Raw genomic sequence first — 26,857 nt, 5'->3', positions numbered from 1 at the left:
GCGACATCCGGTGGATCCGGGGTCGCGCGGTACCCGGTGCCTGGGGAGGAAGACGATGAGCGACGCCGAGCGCGAGGCCCTCATGCTGCGGGCAGCCGAGCTCTACTACTACGAGCGCCTGACGCAGGCGGCCATCGCCGACCGCCTCATGTGCTCGCGGTGGACCGTCGGGCGCCTGCTGGAGGAAGCCCGGGATTGCGGGATGATCACCATCTCGATCGTCCATCCGCACGCCCGCGACCGCTCGCTGGAGAACCGACTCCGCGATGCCTTCGGCATTCCCGACGCCATCGTGGTCACCTGCACTGAGGAGGCGCGGACCGCCCGGCGCGTCGTCGCCTCCGCGACGAGCGACTACCTCACCGGACTGCGTCCGCGCCCGGCGACCCTCGGCGTGTCCTGGGGACGCACCGTCGCGGCGGTCGCCCAGGCCATGCCCGATCGCTGGACGAGTGGGCTCGAGGTCTACCAAGCCTTCGGCGGTCTCATCCGCTCCGATGATGATGACGATGTCGTCGGGCGATCGATCAGCCTCATCGCCCGCAAGGGCCAGGGAGTCGGGCGCCTCCTGCCCGCTCCGGCCTTCGTGCGCGACGTCGAGCTGGCCCAGCGCCTGCGCCAGGAGCCGAGCATCGCCCGCATACTCCGCGATGCCGCCGACGCGGACACCATCCTCTACTCGCCCGGGGCGATCCGCGACGATTCCATCCTCGTGCGCTCGGGATACCTCAAGAAAGGGGTGATGGAGCGACTGCGCGCCAAAGGGGCTGTGGCCGACTTCTTCTCCCATTTCGTCGACTCCCGCGGCGTGCCGGTCATCCCCGAGGTGGAGGACCGCGTCATCTCCATCGGCCTGGAGGCCCTCGCCGGGCCGGGCCGGCGTATCATGGCGGGCTACGGGCTGGACAAGGTGCTGCCGATGCGCGTGGCCCTCGCCGCAGGCTTCGCCACCGCTGTCGTCACCGATTCATGCACTGCCTCCGCGATCCTGGCGCACTGAGCGGGACTGGGTAGGGTGGATCGGTGACCTCTGTGCTAGAGCCCGAGCCTTCCTGCGCTCAGGCGCCCACTCCGGCCGGTGGATCGAGTGCCCTGCCGGGCGGCTCGGCGACTGAGCAACGGAGTCTCCCGATCCTGCGGCCGGCTCGCCCGGCGGATGTGCGCGCCATCGCCGATCTCGTCCGGCCCTTCGCCGAGAGGCGGATCCTGGTCGCCAAGGACCTCATCGCCTACTTCGAGGACGTCCAGGAGTTCACCGTCGCCGAGTTGCCCCCGATCCCGGGGACCGTGCGCCCCACGGGCATCGAGCCGGGGCGGATCGTGGGCTGCGGCGCGCTGCACGTCATGTGGGATGACATCGCGGAGATCCGCACTCTGGCGGTGGATACCCGCTTCAAGGGGCGAGGCGTCGGCTCGGCGCTGCTGCGCGCCCTCATCATCCGGGCGCGCTCCCTGGACCTCAAGCGCCTGTTCTGCCTGACCTTCGAGGTCGGCTTCTTCAGTCAGCACGGTTTTCATGAGATCGCGGGGACGCCCGTGGGCACCGATGCCTTCGCCGAGATCGTCCGCTCCCATGACGACGGCGTCGCCGAGTTCCTCGATCTGGCCCGGGTCAAGCCCAACACCCTGGGCAACACCCGGATGCTCCTGGAGCTCTGATCCGCTGCCAAGCCCTGATTGCGATCGCCAACGCGCGGCGCGGTTGCGGACGTCCCACGGGGGCGCGTCCGCAAACCCGACGCGCGTCGGCAATTCCGTGGCGCGGACTCTGGTGCCCGGCTCGTGGTCGCTCGGCGGCTACGATGCGGGCCCAGGAGGCGCACGTGGATGGAGCAAGAGAATCGGGGGCCCTGAGCCGCGGAATCGCCCAGGCCCCGGATGGTGTCGGGAGCCCCACCGGCAGCACCGGCTGTCCTGGCGGCGCCGCTGGGGGAGACGACGCCGCCTCGGAGATCATCGCCTGGTACCGGCTCCACGCCCGCGACCTGCCCTGGCGTCGGCCCGGGACCTCGCCCTGGGCGATCCTCGTCAGCGAGGTCATGAGCCAGCAGACCCCCGTGGCCCGCGTGATCCCGGCCTGGCGGGAGTGGCAGCGCCGCTGGCCGGGTCCCGCGGATCTCGCCGCCGCCCCCACCGCCGACGTCCTGCGCGCCTGGGGCCGCCTGGGCTACCCCCGCCGGGCGCTGCGCCTGAAGGAGTGCGCCGCCGCCGTTGTCGCCGAGCACGACGGCGTGCTGCCCGCCCAGCGCGAGCCGCTCCTCGCCCTGCCCGGCGTCGGGGAGTACACGGCGGGCGCGGTGCTGGCATTCGCTCACGGGCGCCGCGCCCTCGCTCTGGACACGAACGTGCGCCGGGTCCTCGCCCGCGTCATGGGCGGCCAGGCGCTGCCCGCGCCCCACCTGGGCCGCGCCGAGCGGGAGCGCGCCGAGTCCCTCCTGCCCCGCGATGACGCGACGGCGGCCCAGTGGTCCGTGGCCGTCATGGAGCTGGGGGCGCTGGTCTGTGCGGCCCGCGAGCCGGACTGCCCGGCCTGCCCCTGGCGGCGCCGCTGCGCCTGGCTGGCTGCGGGGCGCCCTGCTGACGAGCACGCGGGCAGGCGCAGGACCCAGGCCTGGGCGGGCACGGACCGCCAGGCGCGGGGCCTCATCATGGCGGTCCTGCGGGAGGCCCCCGAGGGGCGCAGCGTCGTTGCCGAGGCCCTGCTCGCCGCCGCGGGCGCGGCGAAGCGGGGCGGTGCCGATCCCGGGCAACCTGCTCGGGCCCTGGCGGGGCTCCTGGCCGACGGCCTCATCGCCACCGATGACGCCGGCACCACCTACCGTCTGCCGTGAGCGGAGCACTGCGGGTGATGAGTCGGCATTCCCCACGACCTCGGATGCGTTCCGCTGCGCGGTGGCGGTTCCCGCGGGGGCGTCCTTGATGAGGCGCCTCGCGCGGGCATCGTGGGGATCCGAGTTCGTCTCCAGGTGCCCGCAGTGGTCTGACTGGCGGGGTGAAGAGCACCACGCCGGAGAACGTGACCTGAAAAGCACATATGAGCGGTCGGCCCTGGCGCAGTAGAGCGAGTCGTCGGATGCCCGGCCGGTGTGCGAGGAGTCCGGGACACGCGGCCGGCTGAGCGGGGCGCTCGCGGGCGGGGTGGGATCCGGGCGGTACAGTCTGCCGCATGGCACAGGGACGCAGAGGGGGCGGTGGAAGCAGCGGTGGCGCGGCCAAGGGCCGGAAGAGCGGGCGACCGCGCCCCGCGGGTTCGGCGCGTTCCTCGGGTCGAGGGGCTGGAAGCGGGCGCGCGCCCGGCTCGTCATCCCTGTCGCGGGGATCCTCCTCGAGGCAGCAGGCCCGATCAGCCGCGAGCAGAGGGGGCGCGCGCGCCGGGTCCCGCTCTGATTCCAATTCCAAGCGCCGTCGGACATCCTCCTCCCAGCGCGCGAGCACTGCCGCGGGGCGCGCCAAGGGCCACCGGTCCGCTCCGTCGCCCGGCCAGGGACCGCGCAAAGGGCGCTTGGACCGCACGGCCAACGCCCTGAGCACCCAACGCCATCCGCGCGCGGGCGCCATGGGCGCTGTGAGGGGGATACTCGCCTCCCTCGCCTCCCGTTCCCAGGACCACAAGGCCCCGGGCCTCTCCTCAGCTCGCGCCTCTTCCTCGCGATCCGCTGCCCCAAGAGCCTCAGGCCCGCGATCGGCGAGCTCGGCCCGCTCCTCCGCAGCCAGGACCTCCGGACAGCGCTCCGGTGGGAGCTCCCGCGGCGGTGCCGGGCGCGGAACGGCGAATGGCGGGGGAGGGCCGCGGGGCGCGCGCGGGGCCCGCGGCCAGCGCCCCGTGCCTCCTGCCCAGCCCCGCTACTGGCTGCGCCGGCTCATCCTGCTGTGCGCTGTCGTCCTCCTCCTGCTGGCGCTCGTCGTGGGCATCGTCCAGGGCGCCTACGCCGTCCGGGACCGGATTCGCGAGCAGGATCGCCAGCAGGCCGCCGAGCAGACGGTCACCCCCTACCCCGCCCCGCTGGTCTGTGCCGCCGATGCCCTCGGTGTCTCGGTCAGCGCTCCCGAGGAAGTCGCCCCCGGCGCGGGTATGAGCGTCGAGGTCACCATGACGAACAACGGCGCCGACGCCTGCCTCCTCGATCTGGGCAGCCGGTCGTTGGGCGCCTCGATCACCTCCGGGGGAAACCTGGTGTGGGCATCGGACACCTGCTCGCCGTCGGCCGACAGCCGCCGGCTCCTCGTCAAGCCCGGTGCCTCGGCCTCCGCCACCATCACCTGGGATGGGCGGCGCAGTGGGTCCGAGTGCGCTCCCGCCGCCCCGACGGCGACCGCCACCGGCACGGTGGTGACGCCCACCGCTGTCTCGGAAGCACCCAGCGCGACTCCCTCCGAGGATCCCGCCGTGGACCCGAGCGCTTCTCAGAGCGCCGATCCCAGTGCCAGCACCGACCCCGCCGCCGCCCCGACGCCGTCAGCCTCGCCCCTGGCCCCCGCCCAGTCCAACGGGGACGTCGCCACGACCGGCGTTTACAAGCTCCAGCTGCGCCTGGGCGACGCCAATCTCGGCGATGAGAGAGTCTTCGTCGTCAAGTGACGCGGCCGCTGCTCGAAAGGGTGGTGGGAGGTGGGGGGAATCGGCTCGCAGGGCCGGCATTGTGTCCGGCGAGAACGCCTGGGAGAGCTTCAGCTCCCGGTGGCGGAAGGACCGGTGGGCGGACCGATTCGCCGGCCCGACTCTCACCGGAGTCGCGAGTGCCGCGCCTCAGCGCTCGTTGAGGGAGACCTCGGCAAGACGGCTCAGGCCGTCGCGCAGGGTGCGGGCGCGACGCGGCCCGATGCCCTCAACGGCCTCGATCTCCTCGCTCGATGCCCCGAGGATCCCCTGCAGGGACCCCCAGTGGTCGACAACGGCGCGGATCGCCACCAGCGGCAGCCGCGGGATCTTGGACAGCAGGCGCAGGCCCCGTGGGGAGATGGCGGTGTCGAGCTCCTGGCCGTCCGGGCCGCCCAGGCCCATGGAGCGGGCCACCATGGCCAGGTCGAGCAGGGCGGGGGAGCCCACCCACTTCAGTCGCGCGTCCACCGTGGCCACCTCGAGCCCGTTGGGCAGGTAGTCCGCCAGCAGGAAGTCCCGCTCGGCCATGAGGCCGCGCGTGAGCTCCTCGAGCTGCAGGTCGAGCAGGCGGCCGTCGGTGCCGAGCTCGAGGACGTAGCCCTCGATATCCGAGGCGATGCGCCGCACCATCTCGAGCAGTTGCAGGACGCTGGTGACGTCGCGGACGGAGACGATGTCCTCGATCTCCAGAGTATTGAGCCCGGAGGCGGTCTGGGACAGGCGCGTCGTGTAGCGCTCGAGGGTGGCCAGGGCCTGGTTGGCGCGGGCCAGGATCGACTCGCTGGGCTCGATGACGCGGCGCTTGCCATCGATGTACAGGGAGATGATCTGCATCGACTGGCTCACCGAGATGACCGGGTAGCCGGTCTGGCGGGCCACGCGCTCGGCGGTGCGGTGCCGCATGCCCGCCTCCGCGGTCTCGATCGAGGCGCTGGGCAGGAGCTGGACGTTGGCGCGGCGGATGCGGGTGGCGGTGGAGTCGATGACGACGGCGCCGTCCATCTTCGACAGCTCGCGCAGTCGGGCTGCGGAGAGCTCGGCGTCGATCTGGAAGCCTCCCGAGGAGATCTCCTCGACCGTCTCGTCGTAGCCGATGACGATGATCGCGCCGGTGCGGCCGCGCAGGATGCGCTCCAGGCCGGCGCGCAGCTCGGTGCCGGGGGCGACGAGGGAGAGGGTCTCACGCATGAGACTGCTCGAATCACTCATCAGTGCTCCTGGTCGGGCGCTCGCTCAATGGGCGAGTGGTGCTGTCGTGGCTGATCCTCGGCCATCGTAGTGGCGGGGTGGCGGCCCACCCCGGCAAGGTGTTGAAGACCACTGGGTCCGACGCCGAGTTGTTGCCTTCCGGGATCATCGCCGTCCCTCATCGCCCCGCGCGGATGGACCGGCCTCAGCCACGGGGGAGCGCCGCACCGACGGCCTCGCCCACATGGCTCACCGGCAGCACCCGCATGCCGGGCACCTCCCGCAGCTCTTGGGAGCCGGCCAGGGGGACCAGCGCGTGGTCGAAGCCGAGGCGCGCCGCCTCCGCCAGGCGCCGCTGGATTCCGACGGTTGCCCTCACCTCCCCGGTCAGCCCCACCTCCCCGAAGGCCACGAGCCCCGGTGGCGTGGGCAGGCCCTGGGCCGCGGAGACGACGGCGATCGCCACCGCCAGGTCCGTGGCCGGCTCGACGGCGCGCGCCCCGCCGACGGTCGAGACGTAGACATCCGAGCTGGACGTGTCCACCTTGAGCCTGGCGGCCAGCACGGCCAGGCCCATGGCGACGCGCGCGTGATCGACGCCGGACGTGGTGCGGCGCGGCGACCCGGCTCCGGTGGCGGCCACGAGGGCCTGGATCTCCACGGGCATGGGCCGGCGCCCCTCCAGGGTGATGGTGGCGCAGGTGCCCGGCACCTCGGATCGGGCGGCCGATAGGAAGAGCCCGGAGGGGTCGGCCAGCCCCACGATGCCGCGCTCGCCGAGATCGAAGCAGCCGACCTCGTCAGTGGGTCCGTAGCGGTTCTTCACCGCCCGCAGGAGCCGCAGGCGGGCGTGGCGGTCCCCCTCGAACTGGGCGACGACGTCCACCAGGTGCTCCAGGACGCGGGGACCGGCGATCCCGCCGTCCTTCGTCACATGCCCGACGAGAAGCACGGGGATCCCCCGCTCCTTGGCAACCGCGATGAGCGCGCCGGCCACGGCCCGCACCTGCGTCACCCCGCCCGCCGAGCCATCGACGGCGGCCGAGGCGATGGTCTGCACCGAGTCGACGACGAGCAGCGAGGGGCAGGCCTCCTCCACGTGGCCCAGCAGCGCGCCCAGCTCCGTCTGCGCCGCCAGGAGCAGGGCGTCATCGATGGCCCCGATGCGCTCGGCGCGCAGGCGCACCTGGGAGGCGGATTCCTCGCCGGTGACGTAGAGGACGGGCCCCTCGCCGCGCCGGCGGGCGACGGCGGCCGCCTTGGCGGCGACGTCGAGCAGGAGGGTGGACTTGCCGACACCGGGCTCCCCCGCCAGGAGCACCACGGCGCCCGGCACGATCCCGCCGCCGAGCACCCGGTCCAGCTCTCCCACCCCCGTGGGGCGGGCCCGGGCCTCCTCCGCGCTGACCTGCCCGATGGGGCGGGCGGGGGAGGAGGGGCGCACCGCCTCCACCGCCCGCGCCGCCCCGGAGCCCCCGGCCGCGCCCGCGACCTCCTCCAGGGTTCCCCAGGCGCGGCACTCCCGGCACTGGCCCAGCCACTTGGGGCTCGACCAACCGCACTCGGAGCAGCGGTAAGAGGGCTTGGGCGCCTTGACGGGAGAAGCGGTGTTGCTCGGCATGTCCCGAGACTATCGAGGGGCACTGACACGAATGGCGGGCGCCCCGGGACGCTCCGACGGCGGGATGCAAGTGGGGGTGGTCCAGTCAACCCCTGTCGCGATACGGAGGTTGAGGTAAGGCTCACCTTTATGTAACCTGGTTCCCTCAGGCATTATTTCCCTGCCGCGCACCGCTGGCCTCCGCTTTCTACTGAAAAGGATCTCCCGTGGCCCCTCGCCGACACCTGACCGCACCGCATCTGCTCACCCGCCGTGGAGCGCTGACCGGGGCCGGCGCGCTCGGTCTGGCGGCCGCTCTGGCCGCCTGCGGCTCCAAGAAAGAGGGCGGCTCGCAGGCCGCCAGTAGTGGCTCCGCCGATGGCTCGGCGGCGTCCGCCTCGGCGGCACCCACGTCGGTCAGCATCGAGGACAATCACGGCACGGTGACGGTCGCCCTGCCGCCGGCGACCGTCGTGTCCACCGACAACCGCACCTTCGAGGTCCTCGCCGACTGGGGTGTCGCGCTCGCGGCGGTCCCCAAGAAGATCATCCCGTCGACCATCACCGCCTACTCCGGTGACGGCGTCGTCGACCTCGGCAACCACCGCGAGCCCGATTTCGACGCCCTCATCGCCGCCGCGCCCGACCTCATCATCATCGGCCAGCGCTTCACCCAGCACTACGACCGCATCGTCCAGGACAACCCCGAGGCCGCCATCATCGACCTGGAGCCCCGCGAGGGCCAGCCCATCGACGCCGAGCTCGGCCGCGAGGTGACCGCGCTCGGGCAGATCTTCAACAAGACCGTCGAGGCGGACAAGCTCATCGCCGACCTCGGCTCCGCCATCGAGAGGGCGAAGGGCGCTTACAACGCCTCCCACAAGGTCATGGCCGTCAACGTCTCCGGAGGCAATATCGGGTACGTCGCCCCCGGCAAGGGACGCACCTGGGGGCCGCTCTTCGACCTGCTGGGTCTGACCCCCGCCCTCCAGGTCGAGGGCTCCACCGACGACCACCAGGGCGACGACATCTCCGTGGAGGCCATCGCCGAGGCCAACCCCGACTGGATCCTCGTCCTCGACCGCGACGCGGCGATCAAGGCGAACGATCCCTCCTACATCCCGGCCAAGGACGTCATCGCCGGCAACGCCGCGCTGCAGGGCGTCACTGCGGTGAGCAAGGGGCAGATCGTGTACGCCCCCGCGGACACCTACACCAATGAGTCGATCATCACCTACACCGAGATCGTCACCTCCATGGCCGACGCCTTCTCCGGCAAGGCCTCCTGAGTGACGCCGATACCGGGCGCCGATCGGGCGACCCGTCAGCCCCTGCTCGGGCGCGGCCAGCTCGTCGGCCTCGTCGTCGTCCTCGCCCTGCTCATCGCGAGCCTGGCCACCGGCGAGTACTCCATCCTCGGCGGCGCCGACGGCGCGCAGCTGTTCCTGGATGTGCGCGTCCCGCGCACGATCGCCCTCGTGCTCTCCGGCGCGGCGATGGCCATGTCGGGACTCGTCATGCAGGCCCTCACCCAGAACCGCTTCGTGGAGCCCACCACCACGGGCACCACGGAGTGGGCGGGGCTGGGGCTCCTGGCGGTCATGATCCTCCTGCCGAACGCAACAGTGCTCACGCGCATGGTCGGGGCGGTGACGGCGGCCTTCGTCGGCACGATGATCTTCTTCCTCATCCTGCGCCGCATCAGCCTGCGATCCTCCCTGCTCGTGCCCATCGTGGGCATCATGCTCGGCGCCGTGGTCAGCGCGGTGTCCACCTTCATCGCCCTCGAGGCCGACGCCCTTCAGTCCCTGGGCGTCTGGTTCCAGGGCTCCTTCACCTCGGTCTACCGCGGCCAGTACGAGGTGCTGTGGATCGTGCTGGCCGTCGTCCTCGCCGTCTTCGTCTACGCCGACAGGCTCACCGCGGCCGGCCTGGGCGAGGATGTGGCCACGACGATCGGCCTGGACTACCGGCGCGCCGTCATGATCGGCACCGGCCTCATCGCGATCGCCACAGGGGTGGTGACGGTCGTCGTCGGCTCTCTGCCCTTCCTGGGGCTCATCGTCCCCAACATCGTGTCGATGCGGCGCGGTGACGACCTGCGCTCGAACCTGCCCTGGGTCTGCCTGCTGGGCGTCGGCATCGTCACCGTGTGCGACCTCGTGGCGCGCACGATCATCGCCCCCTTCGAGGTGCCGGTGGCCGTCATCCTCGGGCTCGTCGGCGCGGCGGTCTTCATCGGCCTCATCATCGGCCAGGTGAGGAAGGGGAGCGTATGAGCGCGACCGAAGAGCGGCGCTCCGGCGCCTTCGCCTCGCGCTCCGACAGGCGCCGCTGGTGGCTCCTCTTCCTCGGCATCACAGCGCTGGCGGCGGTCTGCATCGTCGGCCTCGTCCTCTACGGCAACCCCGCCGTCGTCGGCTCGCGCGGGTTCTGGAGGATCGTCGACCGCCGCATGGACGCGGTCATCGCCATGGCGGTGGTCGCGCTGTGCCAGGCCATGGCCACCGTCTCCTTCCAGACCGTCACCGGGAACCGGATCCTGACCCCCTCGATCCTCGGATTCGAATCGCTCTACCGGGCGATCCACACCACGACGATCTTCCTGTTCGGCGTCGCGGGCCTCAACGCCGCCCGCACCACGGGCATGTTCCTGCTCCAACTGGCCCTCATGATCGGGCTCAGCCTCCTGCTCTACTCCTGGCTGCTCCTGGGCTCGGTCAAGGGCCTGTACCCCATGCTGCTGGTGGGCATCATCATCGGCGCGGGCCTGGGGAGCCTGTCCACCTTCATGCAGCGCCTGCTCACCCCCAGCGAGTTCGATGTGCTCACGGCCCGGCTCTTCGGCTCCGTCAACAACGCCGACCCCGACTACTACCCGGTGGCGATCCCCCTCATCCTGGGGGCGGCGGCGCTCCTGTACGCCCTGTCCAAGCGCCTCAACGTCCTCTCCCTGGGGCGCGACACGACGACGAGCCTCGGCGTCGGCCACGCCAGGATCTCCCTGGCCGTCCTCGTGCTCATATCCGTGCTCATGGCCACCTCGACCGCCCTCGTCGGCCCCATGACCTTCCTCGGCTTCCTCGTGGCGACCCTCACCTACCAGCTCTCGCCGACCTACGACCACCGTTACGTCTTCCCCATGGCCGTCAGCCTGGCCATGCTCACCCTGTGCGGCGCCTACTTCCTCATGAGGAACGTCTTCTCCGCCCAGGGGGTCGTATCGATCATCATCGAATTCGTCGGCGGGGCCCTCTTCCTCATCGTTCTACTGCGCCGGGGGCGGCTGTGAGCCCCCGGCTGAAGGAGAGACCATGATCGACCTGTCCGGTGTCCGCAAGGTCTACTCCTCCGAGGTCTCCATCGGGCCGGTGAGCCTGGAGATACCCGCCGGGGGCATGACCGCCTTCATCGGCCCCAATGGCGCGGGCAAGTCCACCCTGCTGACGATGATTGGCCGACTGCTGGGCATCGACGAGGGCGCCATCACCGTGGCCGGCAAGGACGTCACCTCCACCAAGTCGGCCGAGCTCGCCAGGATCCTGTCCATCCTGCGTCAGGAGAACCACTTCATCTCCCGCCTCACCGTGCGCCAGCTCGTGGGCTTCGGGCGCTTCCCCCACAGCCATGGGCGCCTGAGCGCCGACGACGAGCGCGTCATCAGCCGCTACATCGATTTCCTCGGTCTGACCGACCTGGAGTCCCGCCACCTCGACCAGCTCTCCGGCGGCCAGCGCCAGCGCGCGTACGTGGCCATGGTCCTCACCCAGGAGACCGAGTACGTCCTCCTCGACGAGCCGCTGAACAACCTCGACATCGCCCACAGCGTGGAGATGATGACGCACCTGCGCCACGCCGCCACCGAGCTCGGCCGCACGATCCTCATCGTCCTGCACGACATCAACATCGCCGCCCGCTACGCGGACCGCATCTGCGCGATCAAGGACGGCGGCGTCGCCTTCTTCGGCACCCCGGCCGAGGTCATGGATCCCGCGGTCCTCTCCGAGGTCTTCGGCACCGACATCACCGTCATCGAGGGCCCTCACGGCCCCCTCGCCTGCTTCTGAGGCGCGGGAAGGAGGCCGGACTGCGCTCCTCGCGCCGACCGGCGCCGTGTGCCCCGAGCGGTGCCGTTCGCACCGAGAGGTGCGGGCTGGGCCGAGAGGTGCGGGCCGCCCGCTCCAGCGGGTGCGAATCGCATCAGTCGGAGTCGGGGCTCAGCGCCTCGCGGCCTCCAGTGTGAGGACGGCGCGAGCGGTGGGCTCATCCGTGGCCAGAGCGGAGAGGTAGCCGCTGCGCAGGGCCGCCAGGATCGCCGTCGTCTTATCGGTTCCCGCCGCAACCCCGATGACCAGTGGGATGTCCGCCAGGCGCTCCAGCCCCAGGCACAGGGTGCGCTCGCAGATCGCGGTATGCACATGGCGGCCATCGGCGTCGAGGTGATGCCCGCAGATATGGGCGACGACGCCCTTGGCCCGGCACTCGGCGATCACCTCCGGCGTCATCCACCGCCGCAGCAGGGGGCTTACCCCCAGCCCATCGCCGACGGCGCCGATGCCGGTCAGCGCCGCGTCCGAACGGGCGGCGAGCTCGATCGTCGTCGAGACCTGCTCCTCCTGGCGCATGCCCGTGGCCATGGCCAGGGAGTCGAAGACGAGCGGCACGGTGAGATTGCGGTAGTGCCCGCCCAGGCGCAGGGCCATGGAACGGGAGATGTTGGGGCCGTCCTCCAGGTTGAAGGACTCGCCCGCGCTGCCCACCATCGCCACCACCATCGAGTCCGGCCAGATCTGTTCCGGCAGGTGATGCGCCACCGCCCCGACCGCGCGCCCATTGGACACGGCGACGACGCAGCGCCGTCCCACGTGCTCCAGCAGGAGCTGCCCGGCCGAGCGCGCCAGCTCCGCGCTGACACCCTGCTCGCCCGTGGGCCGCGCCTCGCAGACCCGGGCCTGTTTGAGGCCGAAGACCCGAGCCAGTTCCTCCTCGAGCCCCATGAGGCGCTCGATCGGATGGGCGACCGTGATCGTGACGACCCCCTCGCGCCGGGCCTCGGCGAGCATCCGGGAGACCGTGGGGCGCGAGTAGCCCAGGCGGGAGGCGACCGCCGCCTGGTCGAGCCCGTCCTCCCAGTACAGGCGAGCGACGTCGAGTAGCAGGGACAGTCGGGATCGATTAGCAGTGGCGCACATCTGTTCCTCCTCGACTCATCAGGGGTGCGAGCGGGCGGCGTTTCCCATTTCCGTGCTGCGATTCTAGGGAGTGCTGGTCGAAGAGTGCATCGGAGGTTGTGAACCTATGTTCATCGCGTCGATTCGGTCCTCATCGGTCAACTCCTAGGTTCGTTCATGCCTGCCGCGCATCGGGCGCGGTCCGTTCGAAGGAGAACCTGCATGAGCATCGTCCGCACCATCCACGGTGACGTCGACGCCTCCACCCTCGGTGTCGTCAACGCCCACGACCACCTCATCCGCGTCGGCGCCGGCGAGGTCTACATCGACCCCGATCACCTCCTCATCGACGAGGACAAGGCCGTCGAGGAGGCCGCATCCTTCGTGGCCGCTTCCAAGCGCTTCGCCGCCTCCGGCACCATCGTGGACATGTGTCCCGCCTCCTCGGGGCGCGGCGTCCTCAAACTGCGCGATGTCGTCGACCGCGTCCCCGACCTCCAGGTCATCCAGGCCACTGGCTTCCACCAGCAGAAGGTCTACCTCGAATGGCGTCAGTCCTGGGTCAACCAGTACACCGTCACCGAGATCGCCGACCTGCTCATCGCCGACATCGTCGAAGGCGTCGACGCCAACGACTACATGGGGCCCCTCGTCAAGCGCACCGACATCAAGGCCGGCTGCATCAAGTGGGCCACCGCCTACGGCAGGATCACCGACTGGGAGGTCAAGACCGGCCAGGCCGTCGCCATCGCCTCCAAGGAGACCGGCGCCCCCATCAACACGCATGTCACCGCCGGCACCTGCGGTCCCGAGCAGGCGCGCTTCCTCGTCGAGCACGGCGTGGCGCCCGAGAAGATCGCCATCGGCCACATCCAGCGCAACTGGGACCCCTGGGTCCACGAGCAGATCACCTCCCTCGGCGCCTACGTGGAGCTCGACGGCACCAACCGCATCAAGTACGTGCCGGACAACGCCCGCGTCAACCTCATCAAGACCCTGGGGGACAAGGGTTACGGCAAGCAGATCCTGCTGGGCACCGACTCCGGCAAGGCCTCCTACCAGAAGGCCTACGGCTCGGTCTCCGGCATCGACTACGACCCGGCCGTCTTCTGCCCGCGCCTCATCGACGACGAGGGGGTCGACCCCGCCTACGTCCAGGACCTCCTGGTGAACAACGCGGCGACCTTCTTCGCCTTCGAGCCCCTCGCCGGCTGAACGGGGGAGAGAACCATGTCACCTGCACCCGGGCTGCAGATCGCCCTGGATACCTTCGACCTGCCCAGCGCGCTCGGGCCGCTTCAGAAGGCGGCGCCCCACGTCGACGTCATCGAGTGCGGCACCATCCTCGTCCTCGCCGAGGGATTCCACGCCGTCAGGGCCGTGCGGGCCCTCTTCCCGGACAAGGAGATCCTCGCCGACGTGCGCATCGCGGAGGCCGGCTCCAAGATCGCCCGCATGGCCTTCGAGGCGGGAGCCTCACTGGTCAGCTGCGTCGCGGGGGCCTCCATGGCCACGATCGAGCAGGTCTGCGCCGGCGCCGCCGAGTTCGACGGCGAGGTCCAGGTCGAGCTCGCTGACGAGTGGTACGACGCCGACCGCGCCCGCGCCTGGCGCCAGGCCGGGGTCCAGCACGTCATCGTCAAGCGCTCCCGGGACCGCGAGGCCGCCGGGAATCTGTCCTGGAAGCCCGAGGACCTGGGGCGTGTCGATGAGCTCGCCGGCATGGGATTCACCGTGACGATCACCGGCGGGGTCACCCCCACCGACCTTCCGGCCTTCGCCGGCCACCCGGTCGGCATCGTCATCGCCGGGCGCTCCATCGTGGCCGCCGCCGACCCCGCCGCCGCGGCGGCAGAGCTCAAGCGGGCCATCGAGGAGGTGTGGCCATGAGCGCGAGCATTCTGGCGCCGTCGGCGCCCTCGGTCGGCGGCTCCAGCGCCGCGCGGCCCAACGGCTCGCCCCGAGCCGACGATCCCCTGGCCGAGGGCCTCATCCTGGGGATCTACGAGAAGGCCCTGCGCGGCCCCGCCCCCGTCACGCCCCCGCAGTGGCGGGACTTCCTCACCCAGGTCGCGCAGGGCGGATTCTCCTTCCTGGACCTGTCCATCGATGAGTCCCCCGAGAGGGAGGCCCGCCTGGACTGGTCCCCCGAGCAGTGGCGCGCCGTGCGCCGCGCCGCCGAGGACGTCGGGGCGATGATCGGCGGGATCTGCCTATCCATCCACCGGCGCATCGCGCCGGGCTCCGCGGATCCTGCCACGCGACGGCGCGCCCGTGAGGTCATGGCCCAGGGCCTGCGAGCCTGCCACGAGGTGGGCGCCCCGGTCCTCCAGATCGCCGGCTACTACTGCTTCTACGAGGAGCCCGGACCGGATTCGGCGCGCTGGTACACCGATCTCCTCACCGACTCCGTCCCCCTGGCCGCCCGGCTCGGGGTGGTCATGGGCATCGAGAACGTCGACGGTGTCGGCGTCACCTCCATCACCCGCGCCATGGAGCTCGTTGAGGAGATCGACTCCCCCTTCCTCCAGATCTACCCGGACCTCGGCAATATCGCCGAGCAGGGCCTTGACCCGCGCGTCGAGGTCCCCGCAGGGCGCGGCCATATGGTCGCCATGCATGCCAAGGACGTGCGCCGAGGGGAGCCGCGCCGCGTCGACATGGGCACCGGGATCGTCGACTGGGACCTCTCCCTCTCCCTCCTGGCCGACCAGGGCTGGGCCGGGCGCCTCATGATCGAGATGTGGAACGACGACGCCCCCGACTCCGTTGCCAGATGCATGGCAGCCCGGGCCTTCATCGAGGAGCGGGCCCGCGCGGCGGGCATTGCCATCATAGGGCCCGAGGCCTCCTGACCCTCCGAGCCGATCGGCCCGGAGCCCTTCCACCAGTCCCTGCTCATACGCGGTCAGCACCGCACGACCCCATCACTCTCACGATTCGTACCACTGCACCACCCGGGCCGGACCCTGGCCAGCCCGGAGAACGAAGGAGATCGCCATGACCTATGACCTATCAACCATCGGTGAGGGGCAGATCCGCCTCACCTGCGAGCGGGGCGACCGGCTCATCACCGCCCGCACCCTGCGCATGACCGCCGCCGGCTCCGAGGCCAACGTGGCCGGCCTGCTCTCCGAGCTCGGCCGCTCCACCACCTGGGCATCCAAGCTGCCGAAGGGGGAGCTCGCCGACCGCATCGCCCTGGAGTACTCCGCCGTCGGCGTCGATATGAGCCATGTGGTGCTCACCGAGGAGGGACGGGTGGCGCTCTACTTCCTGGAGCCCGGCGAATTCCCCCTGCCCGGCAAGGTCACCTACGACCGGCAGTACACGCCCTTCCGCTCCATCACGCCCGCCGACTTCGACTGGGACAGTCTGCTCGATACCCGAGTCGTCTTCCTCACCGGCATCACGGCGGCGCTCACCCCCGAGACCGCCGGCGTCGTGCGTCACTTCGCCGATGCCGCCCGCGAGCGCGGCGTCGATATCGCCCTCGACGTCAACTTCCGCTCCCTTCTGTGGAGCGGGGAGCAGGCGCGCGAGGTCCTCGAGCCCATCGCCAGAATGTCGTCGATCCTCTTCTGCTCGTGCACCGACGCCCGCATCGTCTTCGGCATCGACGGCGAGGGCGTCGAGGCCTGCCGCAACCTGCGCGAGGCCATGGGCGTGCCCACCGTGGTCTCCACCGATGGGCGCGCCGGCACCTACCTCTCCTCCGAGAGCGGTGAGAGGGTCTTCGACATCAAATCCGTCACCGTCGTCGACCGCCCCGGCGCAGGCGACTCCTTCGTCGCCGGCACCCTCCACGGCTGGCTCGACGGCGACGTCGTCGCCGGCATCGAGATGGGCACGCGGGTGGCCCAGCTGGCCCTCACCCACCACGGCGACCTCACGCACGTGCGTCCCGGCGAGCTCGCCCTGCTGGGCGGCTCCGACATCCTCCGCTGAGGCGCCCCGGGGCCGGGCGGGCCCCGGGCCTGAGCGCCCGGCTCCGGCGGCGCCTCCCACACGCATCGGTTCAGCAAGGTACAGATAGGTTCAATGATGAGCGCATCGACTCCCACCCCTCCGCGCGGGGCCACTGCCGCGGAGCAGATCGACAACCACCGCCTCACCGGCCATCAGAAGTCCCTCATCTCGATGGCGATCGTCGGCAACGTGTCGGAGTTCTTCGACATGTTCCTCATCGGCTTCATCATCAACATGCTCTCCAGCGCCCCGGGCTGGAACCTGACGGGGATCCAGTCCGGCATCATCCTGGCCGGGGCCGGCCTGGGAACGGTCCTCGGCGCGATCATCTGGGGGCGCCTGGCGGACAGGATCGGCCGCAAGCAGTCCTTCATCTGGTGCATCGTCGTACTCGTCATCTTCACGGCGGCCTCGGCGCTCACCCCCGTCAACGGCTGGCTCCTCCTGGCCGTCCTGCGCACCGGCGTGGGATTCGGTGTCGGCGGCCTCAACATCACTTCCGTGCCCTACGTCCAGGAGTTCGTTCCCGCCAAGCAGCGCGGGCTCCTGTCCGGCTTGACCAGTGTGTTCATCCCGGGGGGCATCCTGCTGGGCAGCCTGGTGACGAAGTACTTCGGGGACGACCTGGGCTGGCGCGGCCTCATCGCGGTGGGCTGCATCCCCATCGTCCTGCTCGCCTGGACGCGAGTGGTGCCTGAGTCGCCGCGCTTCTACCAGACCCACGGCCGTGAGGCCGAGGCGCGGCAGGCCTACGCCTGGGCGATGGAGATCCCCGTGGAACAGGTGGCCGCCCTGCCGGAGATCCCCCAGGGGACCTCGGTGGCGTACTCCACCATCCTGAGGCGCTACCCGCGCCAGCTGCTCGTCGTGTCGCTGGGCTCCTTCTGCTTCATCCTGGGCTCGTTCACCGTGCAGTCCTGGGGACAGACGCTGCTCGGGCAGTCCTTCAAGTTCGACGGCGGGATGGTGGCCACCCTGTTCATCCTCGTCTCGCTCGGCGACCTGCTGGGGCGCCTGGGCTCCGCGTGGATCTCCGACCGCATCGGACGGCGCCTGACCATGCTCGGCTGCGGCATCATCGGCGGCAGCGGCGCTCTCATCGCGGCGCTGTCGACGAGGATGGGAGGCGACGGCGGCGCCGCGAGCGCCGGTTGGGTGTTCTTCATTGGGATCCTCATCATCATGACCTTCGGCGACGGCGCTTTCGGGATCCTCAACGCCTTCGGCGGCGAGCAGTTCCCGACATCCGCGCGCTCCACCGGCCTGGGGCTGGGCTACGGGATCGGCGCGATCGCGAAGGTGGCGGGGCCCTACCTCGTGGGAGCCCTCATCGGTGGGGACAGACCCACCAGCGCCGACGTCGTCTTCGTGCCCTTCCTCATCTTCGCCGTGCTGCTCGTGCTCGGCGGGGTGACCTACATGTTCGCCACCGAGACCAAGGGCGCCTCCCTCGACGACATCTGACCTCTCTCCCCTCCCCCCTCGCCGAGACCGGTCGAAAACAAGAACGAAACCGGTCGGGGACTCCGTATGGAGCGCTCCCGACCGGTTTCGTTCGTCATATCGACCGGTCTCGCATATTAGAAGGGGTGATGGGTCAGTGCTGGCCGTAGACGTTCTGGTAGCGGTCGTTGAGGCTGTCGATGGCCGCCCGGTCGATCGGGACCGGGGCGCCGCCGTCGCGTGCGATGTGAACGGTGCGCGCCACCTCTTCGCACATCGCCGCGGCCTTGACCGCCGCCAGCCCATCGGTGCCGATGGTGAAGGGGCCGTGGTTGGCCATGAGCACCGCCGGCGAGCGCGATCCCGACAGCGTCTCCACGATGCCCCGGCCGATCGAGTCATCCCCGATGAGTGCGAAGGGCCCCACCGGGATCTCGCCGCCGAACTCGTCGGCCATCATCGTCAGCACGCAGGGGATCGGCTCGCGCCTGGCCGCCCATGCCGTCGCGTACGTCGAGTGCGTGTGCACCACCCCGCCCACGTGCTCCATGTGCCGGTAGACGTAGGCGTGTGCGGCCGTGTCCGACGACGGCGAGAGCGAGGCGGGAGTTCCGTCGTCGATCTTGGTCCCATCCAGGGAGCACACGACCATCGTCTCGGGTGAGAGCCGGTCGTAGGTGACGCCCGAGGGCTTGATGACGAACAGGTCCGTCCTCTCCGGTCCGTCGCCGCGATCCACGACCACCCTCTCGGAGACGTTGCCCGCTGTCCACACCACGAGGCCCCATCGGGGCAACTCGGCGTGCAGTGCGGCCACCCGTTCCCGGGTGGCGGCGACGGCGGAGCGCAGCTCCTCATCCAGCTCGGCCAGGACGATCCGGTGGCCTGGGGGGGTGTTCGATGGCGTTGTCGGCATGTCGGTTCTCCTCACTGAGATAACTGGTGGGCCGGTGGGGACGCGGGCGCCCGGTGACGGCCCGGTCGGGGTTCGCGAGTCTGCTCACATGCTGATTCGGTACTTTCCCTGACGGCTGCCGATTGTCACACTGATGGGGAGGGGATCTCATCGCGCGGAGCGCACATCGGTGCAGGCACGCGCACGATCGCCGTGAGGCGCAGCGACGCGTTCGCCGTGCAGTCCCACTCATCCAAGGGAGAAGAGTCCATGACTTTGGTTGCTGGTGTTGATTCGTCGACGCAGTCGTGCAAGATCGTTGTTCGTGATGCTGATAGCGGTGTTCTGGTGCGTGAGGCGAGGGCCTCGCACCCTGATGGCACCGAGGTCCACCCTGATCAGTGGTGGCGGGCTCTGGGACAGGCGGTGGACGCTGCTGGTGGGCTCGCTGATGTGGCGGCCCTGAGTGTGAGCGGCCAGCAGCACGGCATGGTGCTGCTCGACGCCGGTGGTGAGGTGATCCGCCCGGCCCTGCTGTGGAATGACACCCGCTCGGCGGGCGCGGCGGTCGATCTGATCACCGAGCTGGGCGGCGGCGACCGGGCCGCCGGGCGCGCGGCGTGGGCCCGGGCGGTGGGGTCGGTGCCGGTGGCCTCGCTGACCATCACCAAGCTGCGCTGGGTGGCCGATCACGAACCCGAGGCGGTCGCCCGCATCGCCGCCATCTGCCTGCCCCATGACTGGCTGACCTGGCGCCTGCGGGGCACAGGGCGCTTGGAGGACCTGGTTACGGATCGCTCCGATGCCTCAGGCACGGGCTACTTCGATCCGGTGTCCAACACCTACCGGCGCGATCTGCTGGCCCTGGCCCTGCACCGCAGCCAGGAGGACGTCGAGGCCATTATCCTGCCGCGCGTGCTGGGGCCCCACCAGAGCGCGGGCCGGGGCGGGGCGGATGGCGCGGGCCGCGACCTGTCCCACCTGGTGCTGGGTCCGGGATGCGGGGACAACGCCGGGGCGGCCCTGGGCCTGGGCCTGGGGGTGGGGCAGACCAGCGTGTCCCTGGGCACCAGCGGCGTGGTCGCGGCGGTCTCGAGCGCGCCCACCCACGACCCCACGGGCCTGGTGACCGGCTTCGCCGACGCCACCGGGGCGTTCCTGCCACTGGCGTGCACGCTCAACGGTGCCCGGGTACTGGACGCGGCCAAGACGGTGCTGGGCGTGGGCTACGAGGAGTTCGATGCCCTGGCCCTGTCCGCCGCCCCCGGGGCAGGCGGCCTGGTGCACGTGCCCTACCTGCAGGGCGAGCGCACCCCCAACCTGCCCGACGCCACCGGGATCCTGACCGGCATGACCCTGACCAACCTGACCCCGGCCAACTACGCGCGCGCTGCCGTGGAAGGCCTTTTGTGCCTCATGGCCGACGCCCTGGACGCCGTGCGCGCCCAGGGCGTGGACATCGCAGAGGTCACCCTGACCGGCGGTGGAGCCAAATGGGCCTGCGCCAAGACCCTGGCCCCCGCCATCCTGGGCCTACCGGTGGACGCCCCCGCCCCGGCTGAATACGTCGCCAACGGCGCCGCCAAACAAGCCGCCTGGACCCTCACCGGTGCCGACCACCCCCCCACATGGATCTCCACCATCCCCGACCGCCTCACCACCACCGCCCAACCACACATCCGCACCGCCTACAACAACGCACGGAGACTCCTGGAACGAGGGATGAGAGAGGAGGAGTGAGGGAAACGGGGCGGGCCGAGCGCGCCCGGGGAGGGTCGGCCCGGGGCGGACGCGGGCAGGTCCCAGGGCCCGGGGCGTCGAACCGATAAGACATCTGATGATCAGCCGTCGGCTGAAGGCGCGGGCCACGTGCTCACCCCTGTGCCGCGCGGCCCGGGATCGCGCCGAATCCACCTGCGCGTCGGGCATGGGAGGAGTAGCGTCAGCGTTATGAAGAAACTCATCAACGCCGTTGACGCCGTTGTCCCTGAAGCCCTGGCCGGAATGGCCGCCGCCCACCCGGGTCTGCTCCGGGTCGATCCCGAGCACCGCGTGGTCTATCGCGCTGCCCCGAAGGCCGAGGGCAGGGTCGCGCTCGTCTCCGGAGGCGGAAGCGGCCACGAGCCCCTTCACGGGGGCTTCGTCGGCACCGGGATGCTCGATGCCGCCTGCGCCGGGGAGATCTTCACCTCTCCCGTTCCCGACCAGATCGTCGCCGCCACCACCGAGGTCGACCGCGGTGCCGGGGTCCTGCATATCGTCAAGAACTACACCGGCGACGTCATGAACTTCGAGATGGCCGCTGAGATCGTGGATATGGAGTCCGGCATCGAGGTCGCCACCGTCGTCACCAACGACGACGTCGCCGTCGAGGACTCCCTCTACACCGCCGGGCGCCGCGGCGTGGGCGTGACCGTCCTGGTGGAGAAGATCGCCGGCGCCGCCGCCGAGGAGGGCCGGCCGCTGGAGGAGGTCGCCCGGATCGCCGGCGCGGTCAACGCCGCGGGTCGCTCCATGGGCATGGCCCTGACCTCCTGCACCGTCCCCGCCAACGGCAAGCCCTCCTTCGATCTTCCCGAGAACGAGATGGAGATCGGCATCGGCATCCACGGGGAGCCCGGACGCCACCGCGAGCCCATCGCGCCCGCCGCCGAGATCGCCAAGAGGCTCGTCGAGCCGGTCATCGCCGAGCTGCCCGCCGCCGATGGCGAGGACCGGGGCGTCATCGCCTTCCTCAACGGCATGGGCGCCACGCCCCTGCTCGAGCTCTACCTCATGTACGGCGAGATCGCGAAGCTCCTCGATACCGCCGGCATCACCGTGGCGCGCAGCCTCGTGGGCGACTACATCACCAGCCTCGACATGGCAGGGTGCTCGCTCACCCTCGTGCGCGCCACCGACGAGATGCTGCGCCTGTGGGACGCCCCCGCCATCACCCCCGGTCTGAGGATGGGCGCATGAGCGCCATTCCCGCCGGATCCTCGGGGGCGGCCGCTCCCGCCGCCCCGCTGTCCCGGCTCACCGTGGAGGAACTGAAGTCCTGGGTGCGGGTGACCGCGGCGCGCATCGCCGAGCGCGCCGATGAACTCACCGAGCTCGACGCCGCCATCGGCGACGCCGACCACGGCGCCAATATGCGGCGGGGCATGGCCGCCGTCGTCAAGGCCATCGATGCGGCGAACGGGGTCGACGGCGCCCCGGCGCTCACCACCATCGACGCGCTGCTGAAGAAGACCGGCATGACGCTCGTTTCCTCGGTCGGCGGGGCCTCCGGCCCCCTGTACGGCAGCTTCTTCATGCGCATGGGCGCTTCCCAGGCGGGTGCCACCGAGCTCGGCGCCACCGAGCTCTCGGATGCCTTCGACGCCGGGGTCGCCGGCATCGTGGCCCGCGGCAAGGCGAGAGCTGGGGAGAAGACCATGCTCGACGCCTGGTACCCCGCCCTGGAGGCCCTGCGCGCCCAGGGCGATGACCTGGTCGCGGCGACGGCCGCCGCCGCGAGCGCCGCCGCCGAGGGCCGCGAGGCCACCAAGCCGATGATCGCCACGAAGGGCCGCGCCTCCTATCTGGGCGAGCGCTCGCAGGGGCATATCGACCCGGGCGCCGCCTCGACGGCGATCATCCTGGGGGCGCTGGCCGACGTCGTCGCCGGGACTGCCGAGGCCCCCGGGGCTGAGGCCACGACGCCAGTGGTGCAGCCGGTCCCCGCTCCCGCCGCTGAGGAGGGGGGCGGCGCCGTCGGCGCCGGTACGGCGGGCGCCGTCGGCATCGTCCTGGTCTCGCACTCCCGAGCCCTGGCCGAGGCCGCCCGCGACCTGGCCACCGGGCTCATGGCCTCGGTGAGCGCGCCGATCGGGATCGCCGCTGGCCTGGAGGACGGAGGGCTTGGAACCGACGCCGCGGTCGTCGTCGCCGCCATCGAGCGCTTGGCCGCCCAGCCGGGCAATCAGGGCGTGCTCGTCATCGCGGATCTCGGCAGCGGCATCATGAGCGCCGAGGCCGCCCTGGAACGGCTCGGCCCGGATACGGCCTCCCGCGCCCGCCTGAGCCCGGCTCCCTTCGTCGAGGGGCTCATCGGCGCCTACGGCGCCGCCGGGATCGGCCTCGACCTGGAGGCGGTGGCCGCTGAAGCCGCCAAGGCCGCCCCCGCCAAGGCCGCTCAGATCTCCTGAGCCCCGCCTGGATCATGGCCCGCCCCGGCAGTGCCTGTGTCTCCGCCTACGGACCCGCCCCGCCAGCATCTGCGGCGTGCGCCTTCAAGCCGCAGAAACCGTCTCAGCCCGCCCTTGCGCCCTCAAACTACGAGAATGAGGGCGCAAGGGCGGGCTGAGACGGTATATCGGGGGTGAGGGCGCAAGGGGGTGAGACGGTGGGGAACGGACGAGACCCCTGCTCGCGCGCCGACGACTGCATGATCCTGCGTAGGATGGGAGGCGACCGGCGCGCGGAATGCAGCGGCACATGCGGGGAGGAACACCGATGATCAACGGAGAGCTCATCGACGTGCGGGCGGGCGATTACACCGCGCGCATCGCCACCGCGGGGGCCACCCTCGTCAACGCGCGCCGTGGAGGCCGCGACCTCGTCCTCCCCTTCGACGCGGCCTCCGAGCTCCCCCCGGGCTGGCAGGGCAAGACCCTCGCCCCGTGGCCCAATCGGACTGCCGGCGCCGCTTACGCCTACGGGGGCACCGACTACCTCCTGCCCCGCAATGAGCCGGGGACGGACTCCGCCCTCCACGGGCTGGTCGGCTGGCTCGACTGGCAGGTGGCAGGGATCGCCGAGGACTGCGTCACCCTCGAGGTGCTGCTGCCCGCCTCCTACGCCTACCCCTGGGCCCTCGAGCTCTCCAGCCGCTGGGAGCTCGACGCCGAGGCCGGCCTCACGATGACGCTCACCACCACCTGCGTCGGCGCGGCGCGGCCCTCCGACGCCGTCGTCGGCGCCCCGCTGGCCGACGGCGCCCTCCTCCCCGCCCCCTACGGCGCTGCCTTCCACCCCTACCTCCTGCGCGGCGCGGGCGCCGACGACTGCACTCTCACGGTCCCGGCCGCCGCGGTGCTCATGGCCGATGAGCGGATGGTGCCCAGCGCCCTCGCGGACGTGGCCGGCACCGACTGGGACTTCCGCGCCGGGCGCCCCATGGCCGGCGTAAGCGTGGACAACGCCTTCACCGGCCTTCCCGAGGGCACCTGGCAGGCGCGCGTCGAAGGGGAGGGGGGCGCCGTCGTGCTGACCTCCGACGCCCCCTGGGCGCAGGTCTACACCGACGACGGCCTCGGCCGCCGCGCGATCGCCGTGGAGCCGATGACCTGCCCGCCCAACGCCCTCAACTCCGGCGACGGCCTCCTCACCCTGGCCGTCGGCCAGTCCCACGCCCTCGCCTGCTCCCTGCGCGAGGAGCGCTGAGGGACGCGCTCGGAGATCGCGCGGGGGCGCCGCGCTCAGGAGCGCGGGCTCGCCGGTGGAAGCACCCGCATGCCGGAGCGGCGGCGCACCACGGGACCGGTGGGGATGAGGACGGCGAGCGCGGCCGGGGCGAGCAGCGTCCGCCCCGGCGCCCGCTGTCAGGCCCGGTTGGCGAAGCGCTCCAGGAGGCTGGCGTCCCCGCCGACCACGAGCACGTCATCGGCGGAGACGAGGGTATCGGTGCGGGCGTATTCGAAGGGCTCGCCGGGGCTCATGAGGCCGAAGACCGTCACCCCGTAGCGGGAGCGGATGCGGGCCTCGCCGATGGTGAAGCCGTGCAGCTCGGCCGGTGGGCGCATCTTGACGATCGTGAAGCCGTTCTTCTCCATCTCGATGTAGTCGAGCATCCGGCCCGAGACGAGGTGCGCGGCGCGCTGCCCGGCGTCGAACTCGGGGTAGACCACGTGGTGCGCGCCGATGCGGCGCAGGATGCGGCCGTGCGCCCGGGAGATCGCCTTGGCCCAGATCTGGGGGGTCTCGAGGTCGACGAGGTTGCCGGCGATGAGCACGGAGGTCTCCACTGAGGAGCCGACGCCGACGACGGCCGTGCCGAACTCGGTGGCGCCCAGCTGCTCGAGGGCCTCGGCATCGGTGGCGTCGGCCTCGACCAGGGGAATGCGGCCGGTCCACTGGCGCACGATGCCCGGGTCGCTCTCCACGGCCAGGACCTCGCGGCCCAGACGATCGAGGGTGGCGGCGACGGCCGAGCCGAATCGGCCCAGGCCGATGACGAGGGTTGAGTCCGTTCGTGAGGCGGCGGGTGCCATGTCTGCTCCTGAGGAAGATCGTCGGCGGGATGCCCTGCCCGCGTCCCACGTTAGCGGCTCAGCCGATGAGGGGGCGCTCCTCGGGCATGCGGATGACGCGCCTCCGCTCGCGCATGGCCAGGGCGGAGGCCGCCGTCATCGTCCCGACGCGCCCCACGAACATGAGCGCGATGATGACGTACTTCCCGCTCGGCGGCAGGATCGGCGTGATGCCCGTGGACAGCCCCACCGTCGCGAAGGCACTGATGACCTCGAACAGCACCCGATCCAGCGACAGCCCCGTGATCTCCAGCAGCAGCAGGCAGGCCAGGCCCACCAGGCACGAGCCTATGAAGGCCACGGCCACGGACAGGCGCACGGCCTGCGGGGCGATCCGCCGGCCGAAGATCTCGATGTCCTCATCGCCCCGGGCCTCGGCGACGATCGCCATGAGCAGGATAGCGAAGGTGGTCACCTTGATGCCGCCCGCCGTTGACGCCGAGCCCCCGCCGATGAACATGAGCGCGTCCTGGAGGAACCAGGTGGCCTCGCGCATGTGGTCGGTGCTGACGAGGCTGAGCCCCGAGGAGCGCGAGTCCACCCCCATGACCAGGCCGTTGAGGATCTTGCTCCCGATGGGCAAGGGCCCGAGCGTACGGGGATTGGCCCACTCGAGGGCGGTGAGCGTGATCGCCGATCCAGCGGTCAGCAAGGAGTAGGTGGCGAGGGTGAGCTTGGTGTGCAGCGTCCACTGCCGCGGGCGACGGCGGCGCCGGACCATGTCGAGCACCACGGGGAAGCCGAGCGCGCCGACGAAGGTGCCCACCACGATCGGCAGTCCCATCCACCAGTCCGAGGCGTAGGGCGCCAGTCCCTCGGGCATGATGACGAATCCGGCGTTGTTGAAGATCGACAGGGACATGAACACCGAGTGCCACAGCGCCCTGGGGAGGGGCTCTCCCAGCGTGAGGAACCGGGGGAGCAGCACGATGGCGAGGACCGCCTCGGCCCCCAAAGCTGTGATGATGACGGCGCGCAGCAGCGCGGCGACGTCGCCCAGCCGGGACTGGTTCTCGTTGGCGGCGAGCATGCGCTGGGTCAGGCCCACGTGGCGGTTGACGGCGAAGGACAGCAGCGAGGCCAGGGTCATGACGCCCAGGCCGCCGATGGCCGCGCCCAGGATGATGACCGCCTGGCCGAAGGTGGACCAGTAGGTGGCGGTGTCCACGGTGGTCAGTCCGGTGACGCAGACCGCCGACGTCGCCGTGAACAGCGAGTCGACGAAGCTGGCCGCGTGCCCCGATGCCGTCGAGATCGGCAGGGTGAGGAGGGCTGCGACCGCGCCGATGATCGCGGCGAAGATGATGACGGCGAGCCGTGCGGGGGAGAACCGGGCCGCTCGCGCCAGGCGGTCGTAGAGCCCCAGGCGCACCAGCAGGCCCCGCAGTCCGGTGGTGGGACCGCGGTCGGGGGGCATGAGGGCCGCGTCCTCGGGCGCGGTGCTCAGCGCGGAGAGGGGGCCCTGGGGCTGCCGGGGCGACTTGCTGGATGAGGGCACGGGCACATTGTGTCCCCTTCGGCGGGTCTCGCGCGCGATCGCGGCGTCGCTGCCCCGCCCGCGACCCCCGGCGTCATTGTGACCGAAATGTGATCTACAACGAGTGGTGCGTTTGAGAATGCGATGGACGTGTGCGTCTGGTGGGACAGGCGTTATATTGAGCTCAGTCCTGCGCGGCGCCGACCGTCCGAGCGGGAGGGCGCATGCCTCGCGAGTCC

23 protein-coding genes and 1 pseudogene are annotated in these 26,857 nt (G+C 71.1%); 18 read left to right on the top strand and 6 right to left on the bottom strand.

What is annotated here, in order from left to right; all coding sequences use genetic code 11:
- The first annotated feature begins 55 nt into the window (after positions 1-55).
- The 4 genes from B1H50_RS04380 to B1H50_RS04360 all read left to right on the top strand — a co-directional run bounded on the left by B1H50_RS04380 (position 56) and on the right by B1H50_RS04360 (position 4,579).
- Positions 56-1,000 carry a sugar-binding transcriptional regulator gene (locus B1H50_RS04380; protein WP_080462551.1) on the top strand — a complete coding sequence of 315 codons (945 nt, stop codon included), beginning with the start codon at positions 56-58 and terminating at the stop codon, positions 998-1,000.
- Between the two features lie 92 nt (positions 1,001-1,092).
- A complete protein-coding gene (locus tag B1H50_RS04375) occupies positions 1,093-1,659 on the top strand; it encodes an amino-acid N-acetyltransferase (RefSeq protein WP_080462610.1) in 567 nt (188 codons plus the stop codon).
- Positions 1,660-1,952: 293 nt separating this feature from the next.
- Positions 1,953-2,831: an HhH-GPD family protein gene (locus B1H50_RS04370; RefSeq protein ID WP_080462609.1), complete on the top strand. Its 879-nt coding sequence runs from the start codon at positions 1,953-1,955 to the stop codon at positions 2,829-2,831.
- Between the two features lie 992 nt (positions 2,832-3,823).
- The gene (locus B1H50_RS04360; RefSeq protein ID WP_080462549.1) at positions 3,824-4,579 is read left to right on the top strand and encodes a hypothetical protein; all 756 of its coding nucleotides are present in this window, start codon (positions 3,824-3,826) and stop codon (positions 4,577-4,579) included.
- A 168-nt stretch (positions 4,580-4,747) separates the two neighbouring features.
- On the opposite strand, the gene disA is transcribed toward B1H50_RS04360, so the two are convergent.
- Entirely contained in the window at positions 4,748-5,809 is a 1,062-nt protein-coding gene (gene disA, locus B1H50_RS04355; protein WP_080462548.1) for a DNA integrity scanning diadenylate cyclase DisA, read from the bottom strand.
- A gap of 184 nt (positions 5,810-5,993) precedes the next feature.
- Complete coding sequence (gene radA / locus B1H50_RS04350; protein WP_080462547.1) at positions 5,994-7,409, bottom strand: DNA repair protein RadA; 1,416 nt, start codon at positions 7,407-7,409, stop codon at positions 5,994-5,996.
- 206 nt (positions 7,410-7,615) lie between these two features.
- Here radA and B1H50_RS04345 point away from each other — a divergent pair, with 206 nt between their 5' ends.
- The 4 genes from B1H50_RS04345 to B1H50_RS04330 are packed head-to-tail and all read left to right on the top strand — an operon-like array spanning position 7,616 to position 11,455.
- Positions 7,616-8,677, top strand: coding sequence for a siderophore ABC transporter substrate-binding protein (locus B1H50_RS04345; RefSeq protein ID WP_229657952.1), 1,062 nt, complete (start codon positions 7,616-7,618; stop codon positions 8,675-8,677).
- The gene (locus B1H50_RS04340) at positions 8,678-9,667 is read left to right on the top strand and encodes an ABC transporter permease (RefSeq protein WP_080462546.1); all 990 of its coding nucleotides are present in this window, start codon (positions 8,678-8,680) and stop codon (positions 9,665-9,667) included.
- Positions 9,664-10,680, top strand: coding sequence for an iron chelate uptake ABC transporter family permease subunit (locus B1H50_RS04335; RefSeq protein ID WP_080462545.1), 1,017 nt, complete (start codon positions 9,664-9,666; stop codon positions 10,678-10,680). Before B1H50_RS04340 ends, B1H50_RS04335 begins: the two co-directional genes overlap by 4 nt.
- Positions 10,681-10,702: 22 nt before the next feature.
- The gene (locus B1H50_RS04330; RefSeq protein ID WP_080462544.1) at positions 10,703-11,455 is read left to right on the top strand and encodes an iron ABC transporter ATP-binding protein; all 753 of its coding nucleotides are present in this window, start codon (positions 10,703-10,705) and stop codon (positions 11,453-11,455) included.
- Positions 11,456-11,605: 150 nt separating this feature from the next.
- On the opposite strand, the gene B1H50_RS04325 is transcribed toward B1H50_RS04330, so the two are convergent.
- The gene (locus B1H50_RS04325) at positions 11,606-12,580 is read right to left on the bottom strand and encodes a sugar-binding transcriptional regulator (protein ID WP_080462543.1); all 975 of its coding nucleotides are present in this window, start codon (positions 12,578-12,580) and stop codon (positions 11,606-11,608) included.
- Between the two features lie 201 nt (positions 12,581-12,781).
- On the opposite strand from B1H50_RS04325, the gene B1H50_RS04320 reads away from it, so the two are divergent.
- The 5 genes from B1H50_RS04320 (at position 12,782) to B1H50_RS04300 (ending at position 17,992) form a co-directional block, all read left to right on the top strand.
- Positions 12,782-13,774 (top strand): phosphotriesterase family protein, encoded by a 993-nt coding sequence (locus tag B1H50_RS04320; protein ID WP_080462542.1) that lies wholly within the window; start codon positions 12,782-12,784, stop codon positions 13,772-13,774.
- A 15-nt stretch (positions 13,775-13,789) separates the two neighbouring features.
- Positions 13,790-14,449, top strand: a complete 660-nt coding sequence (locus B1H50_RS04315; RefSeq protein WP_080462541.1) for a 3-dehydro-L-gulonate-6-phosphate decarboxylase — start codon at positions 13,790-13,792, stop codon at positions 14,447-14,449.
- The gene (locus B1H50_RS04310; RefSeq protein WP_080462540.1) at positions 14,446-15,414 is read left to right on the top strand and encodes an L-ribulose-5-phosphate 3-epimerase; all 969 of its coding nucleotides are present in this window, start codon (positions 14,446-14,448) and stop codon (positions 15,412-15,414) included. The genes B1H50_RS04315 and B1H50_RS04310 overlap by 4 nt, the downstream gene beginning before the upstream one ends.
- Before the next feature lie 145 nt (positions 15,415-15,559).
- Positions 15,560-16,507, top strand: a complete 948-nt coding sequence (locus B1H50_RS04305; RefSeq protein ID WP_080462539.1) for a sugar kinase — start codon at positions 15,560-15,562, stop codon at positions 16,505-16,507.
- 96 nt (positions 16,508-16,603) lie between these two features.
- Entirely contained in the window at positions 16,604-17,992 is a 1,389-nt protein-coding gene (locus B1H50_RS04300; protein ID WP_080462607.1) for an MFS transporter, read from the top strand.
- A gap of 133 nt (positions 17,993-18,125) precedes the next feature.
- Here the strand turns inward: B1H50_RS04300 and B1H50_RS04295 are convergent, their stop codons facing one another.
- Positions 18,126-18,887: an L-ribulose-5-phosphate 4-epimerase gene (locus B1H50_RS04295; protein WP_080462538.1), complete on the bottom strand. Its 762-nt coding sequence runs from the start codon at positions 18,885-18,887 to the stop codon at positions 18,126-18,128.
- Between the two features lie 249 nt (positions 18,888-19,136).
- Here B1H50_RS04295 and B1H50_RS04290 point away from each other — a divergent pair, with 249 nt between their 5' ends.
- The 5 genes and pseudogenes from B1H50_RS04290 (at position 19,137) to B1H50_RS04275 (ending at position 24,275) form a co-directional block, all read left to right on the top strand.
- Entirely contained in the window at positions 19,137-20,606 is a 1,470-nt protein-coding gene (locus tag B1H50_RS04290) for a xylulokinase (protein ID WP_080462537.1), read from the top strand.
- Positions 20,607-20,816: 210 nt separating this feature from the next.
- Positions 20,817-21,827, top strand: a complete 1,011-nt coding sequence (dhaK, locus tag B1H50_RS04285; protein WP_080462536.1) for a dihydroxyacetone kinase subunit DhaK — start codon at positions 20,817-20,819, stop codon at positions 21,825-21,827.
- Positions 21,824-22,525 (top strand): annotated as a pseudogene (dhaL, locus tag B1H50_RS09820) (dihydroxyacetone kinase subunit DhaL); the annotation flags it as partial. The gene dhaK and the pseudogene dhaL, both read left to right, overlap by 4 nt.
- Before the next feature lie 30 nt (positions 22,526-22,555).
- Complete coding sequence (locus tag B1H50_RS09815; RefSeq protein ID WP_308421839.1) at positions 22,556-23,038, top strand: PTS-dependent dihydroxyacetone kinase phosphotransferase subunit DhaM; 483 nt, start codon at positions 22,556-22,558, stop codon at positions 23,036-23,038.
- A 307-nt stretch (positions 23,039-23,345) separates the two neighbouring features.
- On the top strand, positions 23,346-24,275 hold the full coding sequence (locus B1H50_RS04275) for an aldose epimerase family protein (RefSeq protein ID WP_080462534.1): 930 nt from the start codon (positions 23,346-23,348) through the stop codon (positions 24,273-24,275).
- Positions 24,276-24,433: 158 nt separating this feature from the next.
- On the opposite strand, the gene B1H50_RS04270 is transcribed toward B1H50_RS04275, so the two are convergent.
- Together B1H50_RS04270 and B1H50_RS04265 are read right to left on the bottom strand one after the other, a co-directional pair.
- Positions 24,434-25,102 carry a potassium channel family protein gene (locus B1H50_RS04270; RefSeq protein ID WP_080462533.1) on the bottom strand — a complete coding sequence of 223 codons (669 nt, stop codon included), beginning with the start codon at positions 25,100-25,102 and terminating at the stop codon, positions 24,434-24,436.
- A gap of 58 nt (positions 25,103-25,160) precedes the next feature.
- Positions 25,161-26,558 (bottom strand): TrkH family potassium uptake protein, encoded by a 1,398-nt coding sequence (locus tag B1H50_RS04265; protein WP_229657962.1) that lies wholly within the window; start codon positions 26,556-26,558, stop codon positions 25,161-25,163.
- Positions 26,559-26,857: the final 299 nt, after the last annotated feature.

Source organism: Actinomyces gaoshouyii (assembly GCF_002072175.1).
Taxonomy (GTDB): Bacteria; Actinomycetota; Actinomycetes; order Actinomycetales; family Actinomycetaceae; genus Actinomyces; species Actinomyces gaoshouyii.
The sequence above is the reverse complement of the archived record's forward strand: the minus strand, read 5'-3'. Positions and strand labels throughout refer to the sequence as shown.